This window comes from Flaviflexus salsibiostraticola (genome assembly GCF_003952265.1).
Classification (GTDB): domain Bacteria; phylum Actinomycetota; class Actinomycetes; order Actinomycetales; family Actinomycetaceae; genus Flaviflexus; species Flaviflexus salsibiostraticola.
Map to the genome: position 1 here is coordinate 60085 of NZ_CP034438.1, position 16031 is coordinate 76115.

The following is a 16031-nucleotide window of genomic DNA, read 5'->3' on the forward strand; positions in this document are numbered from 1 at the left end:
GTATGAGGCGACGCGCTAGGCTGTGGTCATGGGTACATCACGCACATTCGGCTCCGTCGCAGTGGCCATGGCCACGCCATTCGCCCCCGACGGCTCGCTCGACACAGACTCAGCTCGCCGCCTCGCCGCCCACCTCGTTGAGGAGGGCGTCGACTGCATCGTCCTGTCCGGTACGACCGGTGAATCCCCGACGACGCACCAGCCGGAGAAGGACGACCTCGTCCGCGCCGTCGTCGCCGAGGTCGGAGACCGGGCGATGGTCATGGCCGGCGCGGGCTCCAATGACACGGCGCACGCGGTGCGGATCGCGCGGAGTGCCGAGAAGTGCGGCGCCCAGGGCCTGCTCATCGTCTCGCCCTACTACTCGAAGCCGTCGCAGGAGGGGATCTACCAGCACATCTCCGCGATCGCCGACTCGACGGATCTGCCCGTCATGGTCTACGACATTCCCGGGCGCACGGGGGTGAAGATCTCCGACGAGGTCTTCGACCGTCTGGCCGATAACCCGAAGATCAGGGCCGTCAAGGACGCGGCTGCGGACCTGCCCCGCGGCATCGCCACCGCTCGCCGCACCGGCCTCGAGTACTACTCGGGCGATGATGGCCTCAACCTCGCGTGGATGGCGATCGGCGGATCCGGTGTCGTCTCCGTTGTCGGTCACGTGGCCGCACGGAAGTACCGGGCGATGGTCGAGGCGCTCGACGCGGGCGATCTCGCGGCGGCCCAGAGGATCGACGAGGAGGTGCACCCGCTCGTTGAGGCGATCATGGGCACCGGCCAGGGCGCCGTCATGGCGAAGGAGGCTGTCGCGATGATGGGAGTGCTGCCGACTCCGACCGTCAGACTGCCGCTCGTCGGAGCGAGCCAGCTCGAGCTCGACAACCTGCGCAGAGTCCTATCCGCCCAGGGCTATATCGACTAGCCCGACCTTCCGTACCCTGAACGAGGCCCATGCGTGGGCCTCGTTCTCGTCTGTCGGCGCCGTCTCACGGCGCTTCTGCATTATGTGGCGCGTTCGTGAAACAATGATGAGGTGAACTACGCGCTAACCGAACTTCAGACCCCAGGCCCGCTCAAGAAGAACGCCCTGAGGATCGTCCCTCTGGGGGGCCTTGGCGAGGTCGGCCGCAACATGACCGTCTTCGAGATCAACGGCAAGATCCTCATCGTCGACTGCGGCGTCCTCTTCCCCGAGGAGGCCCAGCCCGGTGTCGACCTCATCCTGCCGGACTTCGAATACATCGAGGACAGGCTCGACGACATCGTCGCCATTGTCCTCACCCACGGGCACGAGGACCACATCGGAGCGGTCCCGTACCTTCTGCGTCTCAAGAACGACATCCCGATCGTCGGCTCGCAGCTCACCCTCGCCTTCATCGAGGCGAAGCTCCAGGAGCACCGCATCAGCCCCTACACCCTTCAGGTGGCAGAGGGTGACATCGAGACCTTCGGACCCTTCGAGCTGGAGTTTGTCGCGGTCAACCACTCGATTCCGGACGCGCTCGCCGCGATGATCCGGACCGTTGCCGGCAACGTCCTCATCACGGGCGACTTCAAGATGGACCAGCTGCCGCTCGACGGCCGCATCACCGACCTTCGCGCCTTCGCCCGTCTCGGTGAAGAGGGCGTCGACCTGTTCATGGTCGACTCGACGAATGCGGAGGTGCCCGGCTTCACGACCTCAGAGGTCGAGATCGGTCCTGTCCTCGAGCAGGCCTTCTCCCAGGTGACCGGTCAGATCGTCGTCGCCTCCTTCGCCTCGCACGTCCACCGCGTCCAGCAGATCCTCGACGCGGCGGCTGCGAACAACAGGGTCGTCGCCTTCGTGGGCCGATCCATGGTGCGCAACATGGGCATCGCCTCCGACCTCGGCTACCTCGACGTGCCGGACGGCGTCCTCGTCGATCTCAAGAGGATGAACGACTACCCGCCGTCCAAGCGCGTCTACATGTCGACGGGGTCGCAGGGTGAGCCGATGGCGGTGCTGTCCCGCATCGCCAACGAGAACCACCAGAGTATCGCGGTCGGCCCGGGCGACACCGTCATCTTCGCCTCGTCCCTCATCCCCGGCAATGAGAACTCCGTATTCCGCCTCATCAACGGGCTCATGCGCCTCGGCGCCAAGGTCATCCACCAGGCGAACGCCCGCGTCCACGTCTCGGGCCACGCCTCCGCCGGTGAGCTCCTCTACTGCTACAACATCGTCCAGCCGACCGCGGTCATGCCCATCCACGGCGAGATCCGGCACCTCGTTGCCAACGGCGCGCTCGCCGTCAAGACCGGCGTGCCGGCCGAGAATGTCATGCTTGCCGAGGATGGCGCCGTCATCGACCTCGTGGACGGCGAGGCGTCGATGGTCGGAGCCGTGCCCTGCGGATACGTGTATGTTGACGGCTCGTCCGTCGGCGATATCACCGAGGCCGAGCTCAAGGACCGCCGCATCCTCTCCGAGGAGGGCTTCGTTGCGATCTTCGCGGTCGTCGACACGGCGAAGCGCGCCATCATCTCCGGCCCCCACATCCAGGCTCGCGCCATGGCCGAGGATGATGATGTGTTCGAGAAGGTGCTTCCGGAGGTGACGAAGGCGCTCCAGGACGTCCTCGACAACGACGGTGACACGTACCAGATGCAGCAGGCGATGCGCAGGGCGGTCGGCCGCTGGGTCTCCCGCAGGCTCCGCCGCCGCCCGATGATCGTCCCCACCGTCATCGAAGTCTGATTCTCATCGAGGAGGCCGCCCCACGGGGCGGCCTCCTCAGTATCGGAGGGACGGGAGAGAAGTTTGGGGGCTCTGATCTCCAACCGATCGTCGTGTGGGTTCCTCATGGGGAGAGATGCCCGGGGAGATGGCGCGCCTATGGCGCTCTCGTGTGTCTCATGGCACAATCTGTCCGAAGGACCCTCGTGTCCGCATCGTGAGAACCTTCGGGGGACTGGCACACAATGCCGCCACGAGCGGGCCACGACCCGACCAGGGGAGTGACGGCGGGGCACAAGAGGCAGGAGCCGCAATGACGCAATTCGTCGGTGTGAAGGATATGGCGAGGTGGATCGCGCGTGACGGGCTGCAGCCCGTCATCCGGGCAATCGCCGCGGGCATTGAAGAGGACCTCGCCAAGTGGGAGGCGTTCGAGAAGATCCCCCGCATCGCCACGCACTCCGACATCGGAGTCATCGAGCTCATGCCGATCTCCGATGAGGACCTGTACGCCTTCAAGTATGTGAACGGGCACCCGTCCAACCCCCTGCGCGGAATCCAGACCATCGCCGCCTTCGGCGCGCTCGCCGATGTCAACACCGGTCATCCGGTCTTCCTCGCGGAGATGACGCTCCTGACAGCCATGAGGACAGCAGCGATGTCGGCCGTGGCCGCCACACACCTCGCCCGCCCGGGATCGACGCGGATGGCAATGATCGGCGCGGGCTCGCAGGCCGAATTCCAGGCGCTGGGCATGCGCGAGCTCATCGGCGTCGACGAACTCCTCATCTATGACGCTGATGGGCAGGCGACGGCCAAGCTCGCCGACAACCTCGAGCCTCTCGGCTTCCGCGTCAAGGAATGCTCAAGTGCCCACGAGGCGGTGACGGACGCCGACATCATCACCACCTGTACAGCCGACAAGCAGCAGGCGACGGTCCTCCTCGACTCCCACGTCGAGCCCGGTGTCCACATCAACGCGATCGGCGGTGACTGCCCCGGTAAGACCGAGCTCGATCCCCGTATCCTCCAGCGAGCACGGGTCTTCGTCGAGTTTGAGGAGCAGACGAGGATCGAGGGCGAGATCCAGCAGCTGCCCGCCGACTTCCCTGTCACGGAGATGTGGCGGGTCGTGACCGAGCGCGCCGAAGGCCGCCTCAGTGACCGCGACATCACCGTCTTCGACTCGGTCGGCTTCGCGCTCGCGGACCTCAGCGCCCTGCGCGTGTGCTGGCGTGCGACGGCCGGAACGGACCTGCAGACCGATATCGACCTCATCGCCGATCCGCGTGACCCAAAGGACCTGTTCTCCCTCATCATGCACCCCGTTGAGTCGACCGAGTCCCTCGAAGAGCGCCTCGCGTGAGATAGTCCGCCCCCGGCGGTTCGGCGCGTGGGTAGGAAACAGGCTGGTCGGAGAACTATCCTCGAGGGTGTGAGCAAGTCAGAACCCAGGAGACCCGGCCGCAAAGCCTCGCAGGAGACGAGCGGGCGCCGCGTGCGGCGCCGCCAGGACCCGCCGAAGACGGAGGTCCAGCCCGAGCCTGCTGTGGAGCCGTCGCCGGCCCGGCAGGATGGGCTCGCGCTGACACTCGTCGGTGCGGCGATCATCGTCGCGCTGCGGGAATGGTTCCAACTGTCGGGTGCCCTCGGCTCCGTCATCCATCACGTGACGGCTGGCCCCGTCGGCCTGCTCTCCGTTCTGGTCCCGATTGTCCTTGTCTTCTTCGCCGTCCGCCTGTTCCGGGACTCGACGAGGGGCGCCAATCGGAGCCTCGTCATCGGTACGGTCCTTCTCATCCTCGCCATCACCGGCATCCTCCACATCGTCCTCGGCGCGCAGAGCCCCCTCGAGTCGATCGAGTCGGTTGAAGCGGCCGGCGGGATCGTCGGATGGCTCGTCGGCGGCGGCTTGTCCTACCTGCTCTCGCCGTGGGGCGCCGTCCCCATTCTCGTCCTCCTCGCGATCTACGCGATTCTCTACGGCAGCTCGACGTCGATCCGGCAGATTCTCGATCGCTACAGTGCCGCACAGCCGACGGAGCGGCGCGAGCCCCTCGGGGAGCGTCTGAGGCGCCGGCGCCGGGAGGCGATCGAGGCCGAGGACGAGCCGTACGAGGAGCCGTATGAGATCGAGGAGGCGCCCGATCTGCCAGCCCCGATCGCGACACCGAAGAGGCGGTCGAAGCCTGCCCCCGCTTCTCCGTCCACCGCCGTCATCGACCCTCCCGAGGCGCCCGAGCCGACCGCTGACACCGAGCCCGAGTCGCCGACCGTCTTCGAGCAGCCCGAGCTCTCGCCGAGCCTCGCCTACGAGCTGCCGGACATGGGGATGCTGGCCGCGGGCGCCCCGCACAAGGAGCGCTCCGAGGTCAACGACTCGGTGGTCGCGACGCTGACGAACCTGTTCGAGGAATTCGCGGTCGATGCTCAGGTCACCGGCTTCTCCCGCGGGCCGACAGTGACTCAGTACGAGGTCGAGCTGGGCCCCGGCACCAAGGTCGAGAAGATCACTCAGCTGTCGAAGAACATCGCCTACGCGGTGGCCTCGGCCGATGTTCGCATCCTCTCGCCGATCCCCGGCAAGCAGGCCATCGGCATCGAGATCCCCAATGCCGACCGGGAGACCGTCGTTCTCGGTGACGTGCTGCGCTCCTCGGTGGCGAACAAGCAGACGCATCCGCTCGTCGTCGGCCTCGGCAAGTCCGTCCAGGGGAACTACGTGGTCGCGAACCTGTCGCGCATGCCGCACCTGCTGGTCGCCGGCGCGACGGGCTCGGGCAAGTCGTCCTTCATCAACTCGATGATCACGTCGATCCTCATGCGTGCGACACCGGATCAGGTCCGGCTCATCCTCGTCGACCCGAAGAGGGTCGAGCTCACCGGCTACGCGGGTATTCCCCACCTCATCACCCCGATCATCACGAACCCGAAGAAGGCGGCCGAGGCCCTCGAGTGGGTGGTCGAGGAGATGGACAGGCGCTACGACGACCTCGCCGCCTTCGGGCACCGCCACGTCGACCAGTTCAACGAGGCTGTCCACGCCGGCCATATCCAGCCCCTGCCCGGCTCCGAGCGGGAGATCAAGCCCTACCCCTACCTCGTCGTTGTCGTCGACGAGCTTGCCGACCTCATGCTCGTCGCCCCCCGCGATGTCGAGTCCTCGATCCAGCGGATCACCCAGCTCGCCCGCGCCGCCGGCATCCACCTCGTCCTCGCCACCCAGCGGCCCTCGGTTGACGTCGTCACCGGCCTCATCAAGGCCAACGTGCCCTCGAGGCTCGCGTTCTCCACCTCATCGCTGGCCGATTCTCGCGTCATCCTCGACCAGCCCGGTGCCGAGAAGCTCATCGGCCAGGGCGATGCCCTGTTCATGCCCTCCGGCGCATCGAAGCCCATCCGCGTCCAGGGCGCCTGGGTCGGGGAGTCTGAGGTCGAAAAGGTCGTCGACTACGTCAAGACGAAGATGACCCCCGAGTACCGGGAGGACGTCACGGTCAAGGCCGAGTCGAAGAAGCAGGTCGACGACGACATCGGCGACGACCTCGACATCCTCCTCCAGGCGGCTGAGCTCGTCGTCTCGACGGACTTCGGCTCGACCTCGATGCTCCAGAGGAAGCTCCGCATCGGCTTCGCAAAGGCGGGGCGGATGATGGACCTGCTGGAATCGCGCGACATTGTCGGCCCCTCCGAGGGGTCAAAAGCCCGCGAGGTTCTCGTCAAGCCCGAGCAGCTTCCCGAGGTGCTGGCCATGCTCCGGGGCGAGGAGCCGCCCGGCGGTGCCTACGAGTCGGCCATCGATGAGGAGCCGGTGGACGGCACCCAGGTCCTTCCCGCCGCCCGTGAAGCAGAAGAGTACTGGGACGAGGATGACGACGACTCCGAAGACGCCTGGCAGCTGACCGGTCGGTGATCGGAGAGTCGAACCGCCGTTGGTGACGTAGATTCCCGTGGCGATCTCGGTCTGACAGGCCTACTGTGCCGTCATAGGCCGAGAACACTGAGTCCTTCTGAGCCGATCACCCGGAGGAGGATCGTGAAGAAGAACCTCGTCATCGCAGTAAGCTCGGCCTTTCTGCCGCCGCTGTCGCGGGGGCGACATGGCCGTGGGGCGGCGAGTCCACCAGTTCGGGCCAGAGAATCGACACTGCTCCCGTCATCTACGCCTCCTTTGACGATGCGCAGAGTCAGCACGACGGGACTCTCGTCGTCACAGTGATATCGCGTGATGGAGAGTATGTCGACCACGGCGGGGACGGCACGCCCGATTCTCCCGGCGATCCGGGTCTTCCTATGGAGCACCTGACGGCACGAGTCGATGAGGTGCTGTCCGGTGACGAGTCGCTTGCGGGCAGCGAACTGACCGTCGTTCAGTCTGTGCTTGGGACGATAAGCGAGACGACGTCCGAGGAGCATCTCGTCCCCGAGAGGACATTTGTCATCATCGCGTCGGAGCACGAGCCCAAGGGACCATCGAGGGCACCGCGTGGTCAACGCCTCTCGCAGGCCAGGGTGTCTTACCTGTCATCGACGGCCGCGCTGCTCCGACGCGTTCGGACGTCTTCCCCGAGACGTTCAGCGATGGTCCGGTTCCCCTGGCAGCGCTCGACGAGAAGTAGGGCTGCGCCCAGCCAGCGGAGCCGACCTGAGGGGTTCGCGGTCACGGACAGCGACATGCGACAGGGGCCCAGCAGCAGGGTCGCTCCTGACCACCAGCTCCGTGCGGTCCGGCTATCTCCAGGGAGTGACCGACTCGACCTGGCGGGTCGGCGGATCCGTGCGCTCCGCGCGCTCGCTGCCCTCCATGACCGGATAGGTGACGTCGGCGCGGGCCTGCAGCTCGGCCGGTCCCAGCGTGAGTACGGTCGGCGGGTTGGCCATCACCTCGTTGAGGACGTAGAGACGGTTGGCTCCTGGTGCGTCCTGCGTGACGGCAGTCCAGTCAAGCGCAGTGACCGATGCAGGACCTTCTGCGGGCACCTCGACGGTCGCCGTCCCGAGGTAGCCGGTGGTGACCCGGTAACCATGGTTGGCGATGGTTTGGCCGGAGATGAGGTTGCCCATCGACCAGGCCACCCACATGCCCTCACCGCGCGGTCCGCCGTCGAGCTCGGCGACCGGCTCGGGCACGTGGGAGTGATTGCCGTAGACGAGGTCGACCTCGCCGGAGTCGGCCAACTCCTGGGCGATGGTCACCTGCTCCTCGATGGGCTCCGACACGTACTCGGTGCCCCAATGCATGGAGGCGACGACGAGATCGGCGCCCTGCTCGCGCGCTGATTGCGCCATATCGACAACGTCCGAGGTGTCGTACGGGCCGAGCTCGCCGATGACGAACCACGACCACGGCTGCTCGGCGCGGATCGGAATTCCGTTCGTCAGGGTGGTGGCGGAGATGTGGGCGACGGTCACCGTGCGCCCTTCGACTTCCAGGTCATAGAACTGCGCCTGCGTCGACTCATCCTCGGTGCGGGCGCCGCCGTGGAAGCCCATGCCGTTCTCCTCGAGCACGGTGTTCGTGCGGACGACGCCCTCGAAGCCCCTGTCCATCGTATGGTTCGTCGCCGTGTTGCAGCCGTCCCAGCCGACCTCCTTGAGGGAGGGGATGAGATCGGCCGGGGCTCCGAACATCGGATATCCAGAATAGTCGGTGCCCTCGGGCGCGATCGGAACCTCGAGCGAGCACAGCGCAAGGTCCGCGCCACTGATCCAGTGCTCGATGTGCTCGTACTGGTACGTGAAGTCGAAGTCATCCGCGCCGACACGGGCGCTCTCATAGATCGAGGGGTGGAGGAGGATATCGCCACCGGAGACGATCGACAGCTCCGCAATCGGCTCGTCGGGATTGCTCTCGGGCGTGTTGGGCGCGGCCTCGGGCGTACTGTCGGGGGTCTCCTCGACAGGCGTACTCGCCTGGTCGCTGGGCGCGGAGGCATCGGTGCTCTCAGTGTCGGCGATGACACTGGAGCAGGAGGCGAGCAGGAGGCTGGCGGCGAGAGCCGCGACTGCTGTGCGGGTCGACATGGCACCAGCATAGGGGAGGAGGTGGTTTCGGCGTAGGCTGGGAGAGTGAACTCTCAACCTCCGGTGCTCAACGTCGCGAACGCAGTGACGGTTGTCAGGCTGCTGCTCATCCCTCTGTTCATCTGGGCGTTCTGGGACGCCGATCCGGCGTCCCGCTATCTCGCGACCGGCATCTTCTTCATTGCCACGCTGACCGACAAGCTCGACGGGTATCTCGCCAGGTCCCGGAATCTCATCACCGATTTCGGCAAGCTCGCGGATTCGATCGCGGATAAGGCCCTCATCGGCGCTGCTCTCATCATGCTGTCCTGGCACGACATGCTCTGGTGGTGGGTCACGATTATCATGCTCGCCCGCGAGATCGGCATCACGATCATGCGGATGTACATGAAGAAGAAGGCTGTCATGGCAGCCGGTAAGGGCGGCAAGCTCAAGATGTTCCTCCAGTCCCTCTTCATCGGCGGTCTCCTCATGCCGTGGCGGGATTTCCTTCCGGATGGACTCGCGCTCACGATGGAATGGCTGACGTGGGCTCTGGTCGCAGCCGCGCTCGTCGTCTCGATCGTCTCCGCCATCCAATATGTTCAGGACGCACGAAGGATCAATCGTGAAACCAACTGAACTGCGGCCCGCCGAGATCCTTCTCGAGCGCGGCGACACGATCGCCACTGCCGAGTCCCTCACCGGAGGAGCCGTGTGCGTGCGCCTCGTGGAGACAGAGGGGATCTCGGCGATCCTCCTCGGAGGGATTGTCAGCTATACGGACGAGATGAAGGCCCGGATGCTGGGAGTCGATACGACTCTGCTCGACGAGCAGGGGCCCGTCTGCGGGCAGGTGGCTTCACAGATGGCGCAGGGCATCGCCCGCGTGACCGGAGCCGTCCACACCGTCTCGACGACCGGCGTCGCAGGCCCTGGTCCTGCCGACGGCCACGAGCAGGGCACCGTCTGGATCGGCCGGGAGGATGGCAGAGCCTTTGGGTTCACCTTCCCGGGGACCCGAGCCGAGGTCAGTGAATCGACTGTTATCGCCGCCGTGCATCTCCTCGCCGATCTGGAGCTCCCCGCCGACCTGGCCAAATTCCTCACGGCCGAGGAAACCTGGAGATAGCCTGTGCGACTGATCGCTTCGGTGGGAATGCGGGAACAAAAGTCGGGAATGAACCGTTGGAGATGGTGATGGCAATGGAAACACGAACCGGCGTAAACCGGAAGAACCATGCAGACATTGTTCGCCCCCGCGAGGCGCGTGCGTCTGAACCTGTGCTCCTCCGCCGCGAACTGGGCGATGTGCTTCGCGCCTACCGCCAGCGACAGGGTCGCACCCTTCGAGAGGTGTCCTCGGACGCCCGCGTCTCGCTCGGTTACCTCTCCGAGGTCGAGCGCGGACAGAAGGAAGCCTCGTCAGAGCTTCTCCTCTCAATCACCCAGGCGCTCAACGTGCCCCTGGGCCACGTCCTCCGGCTCGTCGCCGACCGGATCGACCTCTCCGAGGGCCGGGTGCCGCCGAGCTTCCGTGTCCCCGACACTGTTCAGGAGGCGCTGGCCGAGGCCGGAGTCAAGTGACAGATCACTGTGAGAGGCCGCGGCGCTGCCGCGGCCTCTCACGTTCTCGATGATGAATCACTCAGAATTCCACGACGTGCTCGCCGATGTCTTCGGGCCGGCGTACGGGCAGGCCCTTGCTCGGACGCTGGCTCTACCCGGCCTTGGGCACCGCACGGCCGACGAGCTCCTCGAGGCAGGGGAGTCGCCGCAGAAGATCTGGACCGCGATCTGTTCCGAGATGAATATCGAGGACGAGGCGTTCCGGCACCGCGTCAACAGGGACGAGCGCTGATCTCGGCGCGCCGCATTTATTCGAACGAATGTTCAGTTACGATGTTCTCCGGAGCATCGCGGCCCCGGCTTTCCACAGCGTGGAGAACACCGGGGTTATTGTGCCAAAGGCGTGGCCTAGCGTTGCTCTTAGGATGCCGCTCGGAGAGGGCGGGTTCCCTATTCGACGCCTGCTCTACCCGCATCTATCAAGGAGACACCATTGGCCGCAAAATCTGACGACCGCCAGAAGGCGCTCGACACGGCTCTCGCGCAGATCGACCGCCAGTTCGGCAAGGGTTCGATCATGCGCCTCGGCGATCAGGCCGCACAGAAAGTCAAAGTCATTCCCACCGGCTCGGTTGCCCTTGATGTTGCACTTGGGATCGGCGGGCTTCCCAGGGGCCGCGTCGTCGAGATCTACGGCCCGGAATCGTCCGGTAAGACGACCGTCGCCCTTCACGCCGTCGCCCAGGCCCAGAGGGCGGGCGGCATTGCCGGCTTCATCGATGCGGAGCACGCGCTTGACCCCGCCTACGCGCGCAACCTCGGCGTCGACACCGATGCCCTCATCGTCTCGCAGCCGGACACAGGCGAGCAGGCGCTCGAGATCATGGACATGCTCATCCGCTCGGGCGCACTCGACATCGTCGTCATCGACTCCGTCGCCGCGCTCGTCCCCAAGGCCGAGATCGAAGGCGAGATGGGCGACTCGCATGTCGGTCTCCAGGCCCGCCTCATGTCCCAAGCACTGCGCAAGATCACGGGTGCGCTCTCCGCATCCGGCACGACCGCGATCTTCATCAACCAGCTTCGCGAGAAGATCGGCGTCTTCTTCGGCTCGCCCGAGACGACGACGGGCGGCAAGGCTCTCAAGTTCTACTCGTCGGTCCGTCTCGACGTGCGCCGCATTGAGACGCTCAAGGAGGCAGGCTCGCCGATCGGCAACCGCACCCGCGTCAAGGTTGTGAAGAATAAGATGGCACCGCCGTTCAAGCAGGCCGAGTTCGACATCATGTACGGCAAGGGCATCTCCCGCGAGGGTAGCCTCATCGACATGGGAGTCGACAACGGCATCGTCCGCAAGTCCGGCGCGTGGTTCACCTACGAGGGTGAGCAGCTCGGCCAGGGCAAGGAGAAGGCGCGCGCCTACCTCGCGGAGAACACGGATACCGCCTCCGAGATCGAGCAGAAGATCCTCGAGAAGCTCGGCATCGGCGAGTACGCCGATGTCCCGAGCGCGGACAGCCCGGATGCCATGGCCGACGAATCGGTGCCCGCGGACTTCTGATGAAGATCACGGGCGAGGAGTCCCCGGAGGAGCTCCGCGAGGAGGCCAGGGCGATTGTCCTGCGGCAGTTGGCGATGATGGACCGATCGCGCCAGCAGCTGCTCGACGCCCAGATCTCTCGCGGGGTCCCCGAGGAGATCGCGATCGAGATCGTCGACAGGTTCGAGGAGGTCGGGCTTGTCGACGACGAGAAGTTCGCCGCCATGCTCGTCCGCTCGAGGATGGCCGAGAAGCCCGTCTCGCGAACCGGTCTCGCTCGGGAGCTCTCTCGGAAAGGCATCGACCGTGAAGTCGCCGATGCTGCCCTCGAGGAGATCAGTCCGGACGATGAGCGCGAGGCGGCCATCGCCCTCGCCGAGAAGAAGGCTCGGTCGACACGAGGGCTCGATGATGCGGTCCGTCGTCGCCGCATCTACGGCGCCCTTGCCCGCCGCGGCTTCAACCCGGACCAGATCATGCACGCGCTCCGCTCCGTATTGGATGACACGGACGATTCAAGCTATTAGGCTTGGAATTACTTAATCAAGTTCTATGGCTTGAATAGGAGTGGTCATGTTCGTCCTCACCCTTGATCAGATCGGCTCCCGACGCGATATCGACCGGGTTCCGGACCTCCTCGCGCGCTATGACAGCGCCGACATGGTCCGCTCCTTCGAGCGCACCGTTGGCGACGAGGTCCAGGGTGTGACCGACGATGCCGCCACAGTCCGAACAATCGCCCTCGAAACTCTGCGCGACGGGCATTGGCACATCGGGATCGGCTCCGGTCTCGCCAAGCTGGGCGGGAGTGCCCGCGAGGGCAGTGGACCCGCCTTCGAGAATGCACGGACCGCGGTCGAAGGGGCTAAGAGCACCACCCGCTTCACGCCGTCGATCGCCGTCGTCGGAACGAACGAGGGGACAGCGGCGGAGGCCGAGGCGCTGCTGAGACTCCTCGGCAATCTCATCGAGTCACGGACGGAGGCCCAGTGGGAGGCGATCGATGCTCACCGGGCCGGCGAGACGGGACAGCAGATCGCCGAGCGGCTCGACATCAGCTCTGAGGCCGTGTCCCAGCGTCGAGGGTACGGTGCCCAAACGCTCGAAGAGGCCTGCTGGCCGCTCCTCGATCGCCTGCTCGCAGAATCGGAGGACTGATGGACATCCTCATCGCGGTCCTCGCGCTCCTCATCTCCGCCGTCGTTGGCTGGCTCGTCGTCGAGGGTGTGCTCGCCATCGCCCGCGTGGTTCCCGATGTGCGAGAGGGGAAGCTCATCCTCGAGCCTGAGCCGCCCAAGCGTCGTGTGCTGCGCGGCGGGACCGTCATCGGGATCCTCGAGCGCCTCTCGGTCACCGGCCTCATCATCGTCGGTCAACCCGGCCTCATTGCCGCCGTCGTCGCCATCAAGTCGCTCGGCCGCTGGTCTGAGCTCAAGGAGGACCCGGCCGTCAGCGAGCGCTTCATCATCGGCTCGCTCGCGAGCTGCATGTGGGCCGGGGCCTGCGGCTTCATCGCCCTCCAGCTCATAGTGGCGTGACCGCCCGCGGTAGGCTCCAGCGGGTCCGAACTGCCTGCCGACGCACCCGGGTCCGCCCGAGATCAGCGTTCATGAAGGGTTTGTCGGCCCGGAATCTCGGGGACCCGGTCATGTTCGGACGATTCTCCCGCATTGACCGGCCTTCCCGAAGGACCGTCGCCTCACAGAGTTCCATCTCTGCAGGCTGTGAGCCCTACAATGGTGGGCGATGACTGAGACAGCCCTTCCTCGCACCTACGCCATCCGCACCCTCGGGTGCCAGATGAACGTCCACGACTCTGAACGTCTCGCCGGCCTCCTTGAGGGTGCCGGTTATCGACATGTCGACACCGTGCCAGAGGCGGCCGCGCGGGCCACGGACGCCGGTGACGCAGGCGCGGACATCATCGTCCTCAACACGTGCTCGGTCCGCGAGAATGCGGCGAGCCGTCTCTTCGGCAATCTCGGCCAGCTCGCGGCGGTCAAGCGTGACCGACCCGGCATGCAGATCGCGGTCGGCGGCTGCCTCGCGCAGCAGATGCGGGACGGGATCGTCGAGCGGGCCCCCTGGGTCGATGTCGTCCTCGGCACCCACAACCTCGACGTCCTGCCGACCCTGCTCGAGCGCGCGCGCCACAACAGCGAGGCGGCCGTCGAGATCGAGGAGTCGCTCAAGGTGTTCCCGTCGACTCTGCCGACAAAGAGGGAGTCGGCCTACGCGGCATGGGTGTCGATCTCCGTCGGCTGCAACAACACGTGCACGTTCTGCATCGTTCCCCACCTGCGCGGCAAGGAGCGGGACCGCCGTCCCGGTGAGGTCCTCGCCGAGATCGGTGCGGTTGTCGCCGATGGCGCCCTCGAGGTGACGCTCCTCGGGCAGAACGTCAATTCGTACGGCGTGGGCTTCGGTCAGAAGGGCGCCTTCGCCGATCTCCTGCGCGCCTGTGGCGGCATCGAGGGACTCGAGAGGGTCCGGTTCACGTCGCCGCACCCGGCAGCGTTCACCGACGACGTCATCGACGCGATGGCGGAGACGCCGAACGTCATGCCCTCGCTCCACATGCCGCTCCAGTCCGGCTCCGACAGGATCCTGCGGGCGATGAGGCGCTCCTACCGCTCCGCGAAGTTTCTCGGCATCCTCGAGCGCGTGCGAGAACGGATTCCCCACGCCGCCATCACGACCGATATCATCGTCGGCTTCCCGGGGGAGACCGAGGAGGACTTCCAGGCGACACTCGACGTCGTCGAGCAGTCGCGCTTCTCCTCCGCGTTCACCTTCCTCTACTCGCCCCGGCCCGGTACACCGGCGGCCGACATGCCCGACCAGGTCCCGGCTGACGTCGCAAGCGAGAGATATAACCGGCTCGTCGCCCTGCAGAACCGGATCTCGCTCGAGGAGAACCAGGCGGTCGTCGGCAGGACCGTCGATATCCTCATCGCCGAGGGCGAAGGCCGCAAGGATGCCGATACCGCGCGTCTGACGGGGAGGGCCGAGGACAACCGTCTCGTCCACGTCGCCCTACCCGATCACCTGCGCCCGCACGTCGACTCGTTCTCGAGCGACGATCACGCTGAAGTGCTGCCGCGGCCGGGAGACATGGTGACGGCGACCGTCACCTACGGAGCTCCGCACCACCTCCTCGCCGATTCTGCACTGACCGGTGGCACCTTCTCGGTCCGGCGGACGCGTGCGGGGGATGCGTGGGAGAGGGCCCGCAGGCGCGTCGCCGAGCTCGATGCTGAGGCGGCCGCCCCGGTCACGCTCGGCATGCCGACGGTGCGACGATGATCATTGCCGTCGTCGGGCCGACCGCTGTCGGCAAGTCGGCGGCGGCCATCGATCTCGCCCACCGGCTCGGCGGGCCCGACGCCGCCGAGATCATCGGCGCAGATGCTCTGCAGCTGTATCGGGGCATGGATATCGGCACCGCGAAGGTGACTGCAGCTGAACGGCGCGGCATCGCCCACCACCAGATCGACGTGCTCGACATCAGTGAGGAGGCGTCGGTCGCCGCCTACCAGGCGCGTGCCCGACGTGACGCCGAGGTCATCGTGGCAAGGGGGCGGACCCCCATCGTCGTCGGCGGCTCGGGTCTTTACGTCTCTGCCATCCTCGATCGGATCGACTTTCCCGGCACTGTGCCCGAGGTGCGGACCCGGCTCATGGCGGACCTCGAGCGGCTCGGCGGGGCGGCGATGCATGCGCGGCTCGCGCAGATCGATCCACCGTCGGCCGCCGTCATCGACGCCCGCAACGAGCGCCGCGTCGTCCGCGCCCTCGAGGTCAACGAGGTGACCGGTCGGTCCTTCCAGCCCGTCTTCCCCAGGCATACCTCCTTCTATGATGACGTCATCATGGTCGGGCTTGAGATGTCGGGGGATGTGCTGGAGGCTCGGATCGAGGCGCGTACGCGGACGATGATCGAGGAGGGACTCCTCGACGAGGTGCGGTGCCTCCGGGAGAGGGGCTTGGACAATGCGCCGACGGCACGCATGGCGACCGGATATCGGGAGGCCCTCGCCGTCCTTGACGGCGACATGACGCTGTCCGAGGCCGCCGATGCCATCACCGCCGCCACCCGCCGGCTCGTGAAGAAGCAGCTCACCTGGTTTCGCCGGGACCCGCGGATCGCCTGGATCGACGCCGGTGACGCCGCGGCGCAGATCGAGCAGATCATCGAAGAGACGTCAGCCCAGTAGACTG

At 66.1% G+C, this 16031-nt stretch carries 16 protein-coding genes; 14 read left to right on the top strand and 2 right to left on the bottom strand.

Annotated features, from left to right (window positions below; genetic code table 11):
- Positions 1 to 22 precede the first annotated feature (22 nt).
- The 4 genes from dapA to EJO69_RS00325 all read left to right on the top strand — a co-directional run bounded on the left by dapA (position 23) and on the right by EJO69_RS00325 (position 6611).
- Positions 23 to 922: a 4-hydroxy-tetrahydrodipicolinate synthase gene (dapA, locus tag EJO69_RS00310; RefSeq protein WP_425454731.1), complete on the top strand. Its 900-nt coding sequence runs from the start codon at positions 23 to 25 to the stop codon at positions 920 to 922.
- Between the two features lie 165 nt (positions 923 to 1087).
- A complete protein-coding gene (locus EJO69_RS00315) occupies positions 1088 to 2719 on the top strand; it encodes a ribonuclease J (RefSeq protein ID WP_211331521.1) in 1632 nt (543 codons plus the stop codon).
- Between the two features lie 292 nt (positions 2720 to 3011).
- The gene (locus EJO69_RS00320) at positions 3012 to 4064 is read left to right on the top strand and encodes an ornithine cyclodeaminase (protein WP_126037675.1); all 1053 of its coding nucleotides are present in this window, start codon (positions 3012 to 3014) and stop codon (positions 4062 to 4064) included.
- A 69-nt stretch (positions 4065 to 4133) separates the two neighbouring features.
- On the top strand, positions 4134 to 6611 hold the full coding sequence (locus EJO69_RS00325; protein ID WP_425454732.1) for an FtsK/SpoIIIE family DNA translocase: 2478 nt from the start codon (positions 4134 to 4136) through the stop codon (positions 6609 to 6611).
- A gap of 71 nt (positions 6612 to 6682) precedes the next feature.
- Here EJO69_RS00325 and EJO69_RS00330 read toward each other — a convergent pair whose 3' ends face one another.
- Positions 6683 to 7114 carry a hypothetical protein gene (locus EJO69_RS00330; RefSeq protein WP_126037679.1) on the bottom strand — a complete coding sequence of 144 codons (432 nt, stop codon included), beginning with the start codon at positions 7112 to 7114 and terminating at the stop codon, positions 6683 to 6685.
- A 315-nt stretch (positions 7115 to 7429) separates the two neighbouring features.
- Entirely contained in the window at positions 7430 to 8722 is a 1293-nt protein-coding gene (locus EJO69_RS00335; RefSeq protein WP_126037682.1) for a CapA family protein, read from the bottom strand.
- Positions 8723 to 8767: 45 nt separating this feature from the next.
- Here EJO69_RS00335 and pgsA point away from each other — a divergent pair, with 45 nt between their 5' ends.
- The 10 genes from pgsA (at position 8768) to miaA (ending at position 16027) form a co-directional block, all read left to right on the top strand.
- Positions 8768 to 9343 (top strand): CDP-diacylglycerol--glycerol-3-phosphate 3-phosphatidyltransferase, encoded by a 576-nt coding sequence (gene pgsA / locus EJO69_RS00340; protein WP_126037685.1) that lies wholly within the window; start codon positions 8768 to 8770, stop codon positions 9341 to 9343.
- Positions 9330 to 9833 (top strand): CinA family protein, encoded by a 504-nt coding sequence (locus EJO69_RS00345; RefSeq protein WP_245993682.1) that lies wholly within the window; start codon positions 9330 to 9332, stop codon positions 9831 to 9833. Before pgsA ends, EJO69_RS00345 begins: the two co-directional genes overlap by 14 nt.
- A 68-nt stretch (positions 9834 to 9901) precedes the next feature.
- Positions 9902 to 10288 (top strand): helix-turn-helix domain-containing protein, encoded by a 387-nt coding sequence (locus EJO69_RS00350; RefSeq protein ID WP_126037690.1) that lies wholly within the window; start codon positions 9902 to 9904, stop codon positions 10286 to 10288.
- 52 nt (positions 10289 to 10340) lie between these two features.
- Positions 10341 to 10562 carry a DUF3046 domain-containing protein gene (locus tag EJO69_RS00355; RefSeq protein WP_164519804.1) on the top strand — a complete coding sequence of 74 codons (222 nt, stop codon included), beginning with the start codon at positions 10341 to 10343 and terminating at the stop codon, positions 10560 to 10562.
- A gap of 201 nt (positions 10563 to 10763) precedes the next feature.
- On the top strand, positions 10764 to 11831 hold the full coding sequence (gene recA / locus EJO69_RS00360) for a recombinase RecA (protein WP_126037695.1): 1068 nt from the start codon (positions 10764 to 10766) through the stop codon (positions 11829 to 11831).
- Positions 11831 to 12337, top strand: coding sequence for a regulatory protein RecX (locus EJO69_RS00365; RefSeq protein ID WP_126037698.1), 507 nt, complete (start codon positions 11831 to 11833; stop codon positions 12335 to 12337). Before recA ends, EJO69_RS00365 begins: the two co-directional genes overlap by 1 nt.
- Positions 12338 to 12383: 46 nt before the next feature.
- A complete protein-coding gene (locus EJO69_RS00370; RefSeq protein WP_126037702.1) occupies positions 12384 to 12968 on the top strand; it encodes a hypothetical protein in 585 nt (194 codons plus the stop codon).
- Positions 12968 to 13348, top strand: coding sequence for a hypothetical protein (locus EJO69_RS00375; RefSeq protein WP_126037705.1), 381 nt, complete (start codon positions 12968 to 12970; stop codon positions 13346 to 13348). Before EJO69_RS00370 ends, EJO69_RS00375 begins: the two co-directional genes overlap by 1 nt.
- Positions 13349 to 13556: 208 nt before the next feature.
- A complete protein-coding gene (gene miaB, locus EJO69_RS00380) occupies positions 13557 to 15116 on the top strand; it encodes a tRNA (N6-isopentenyl adenosine(37)-C2)-methylthiotransferase MiaB (protein WP_126037707.1) in 1560 nt (519 codons plus the stop codon).
- Positions 15113 to 16027, top strand: a complete 915-nt coding sequence (gene miaA / locus EJO69_RS00385) for a tRNA (adenosine(37)-N6)-dimethylallyltransferase MiaA (RefSeq protein ID WP_126037710.1) — start codon at positions 15113 to 15115, stop codon at positions 16025 to 16027. Before miaB ends, miaA begins: the two co-directional genes overlap by 4 nt.
- The last annotated feature ends 4 nt before the right edge of the window (positions 16028 to 16031 follow it).

Coding starts and splice junctions, on each gene's coding strand:
- EJO69_RS00320 (WP_126037675.1), top strand. CDS start 3,012: ATGACGCAATTCGTCGGTGTGAAGGATATGGCGAGGTGGATCGCGCGT.
- EJO69_RS00330 (WP_126037679.1), bottom strand. CDS start 7,114: ATGCTCCTCGGACGTCGTCTCGCTTATCGTCCCAAGCACAGACTGAAC.
- EJO69_RS00335 (WP_126037682.1), bottom strand. CDS start 8,722: ATGTCGACCCGCACAGCAGTCGCGGCTCTCGCCGCCAGCCTCCTGCTC.
- EJO69_RS00350 (WP_126037690.1), top strand. CDS start 9,902: ATGGCAATGGAAACACGAACCGGCGTAAACCGGAAGAACCATGCAGAC.
- EJO69_RS00355 (WP_164519804.1), top strand. CDS start 10,341: ATGAATCACTCAGAATTCCACGACGTGCTCGCCGATGTCTTCGGGCCG.
- EJO69_RS00365 (WP_126037698.1), top strand. CDS start 11,831: ATGAAGATCACGGGCGAGGAGTCCCCGGAGGAGCTCCGCGAGGAGGCC.
- EJO69_RS00370 (WP_126037702.1), top strand. CDS start 12,384: ATGTTCGTCCTCACCCTTGATCAGATCGGCTCCCGACGCGATATCGAC.
- EJO69_RS00375 (WP_126037705.1), top strand. CDS start 12,968: ATGGACATCCTCATCGCGGTCCTCGCGCTCCTCATCTCCGCCGTCGTT.
- miaB (WP_126037707.1), top strand. CDS start 13,557: ATGACTGAGACAGCCCTTCCTCGCACCTACGCCATCCGCACCCTCGGG.
- miaA (WP_126037710.1), top strand. CDS start 15,113: ATGATCATTGCCGTCGTCGGGCCGACCGCTGTCGGCAAGTCGGCGGCG.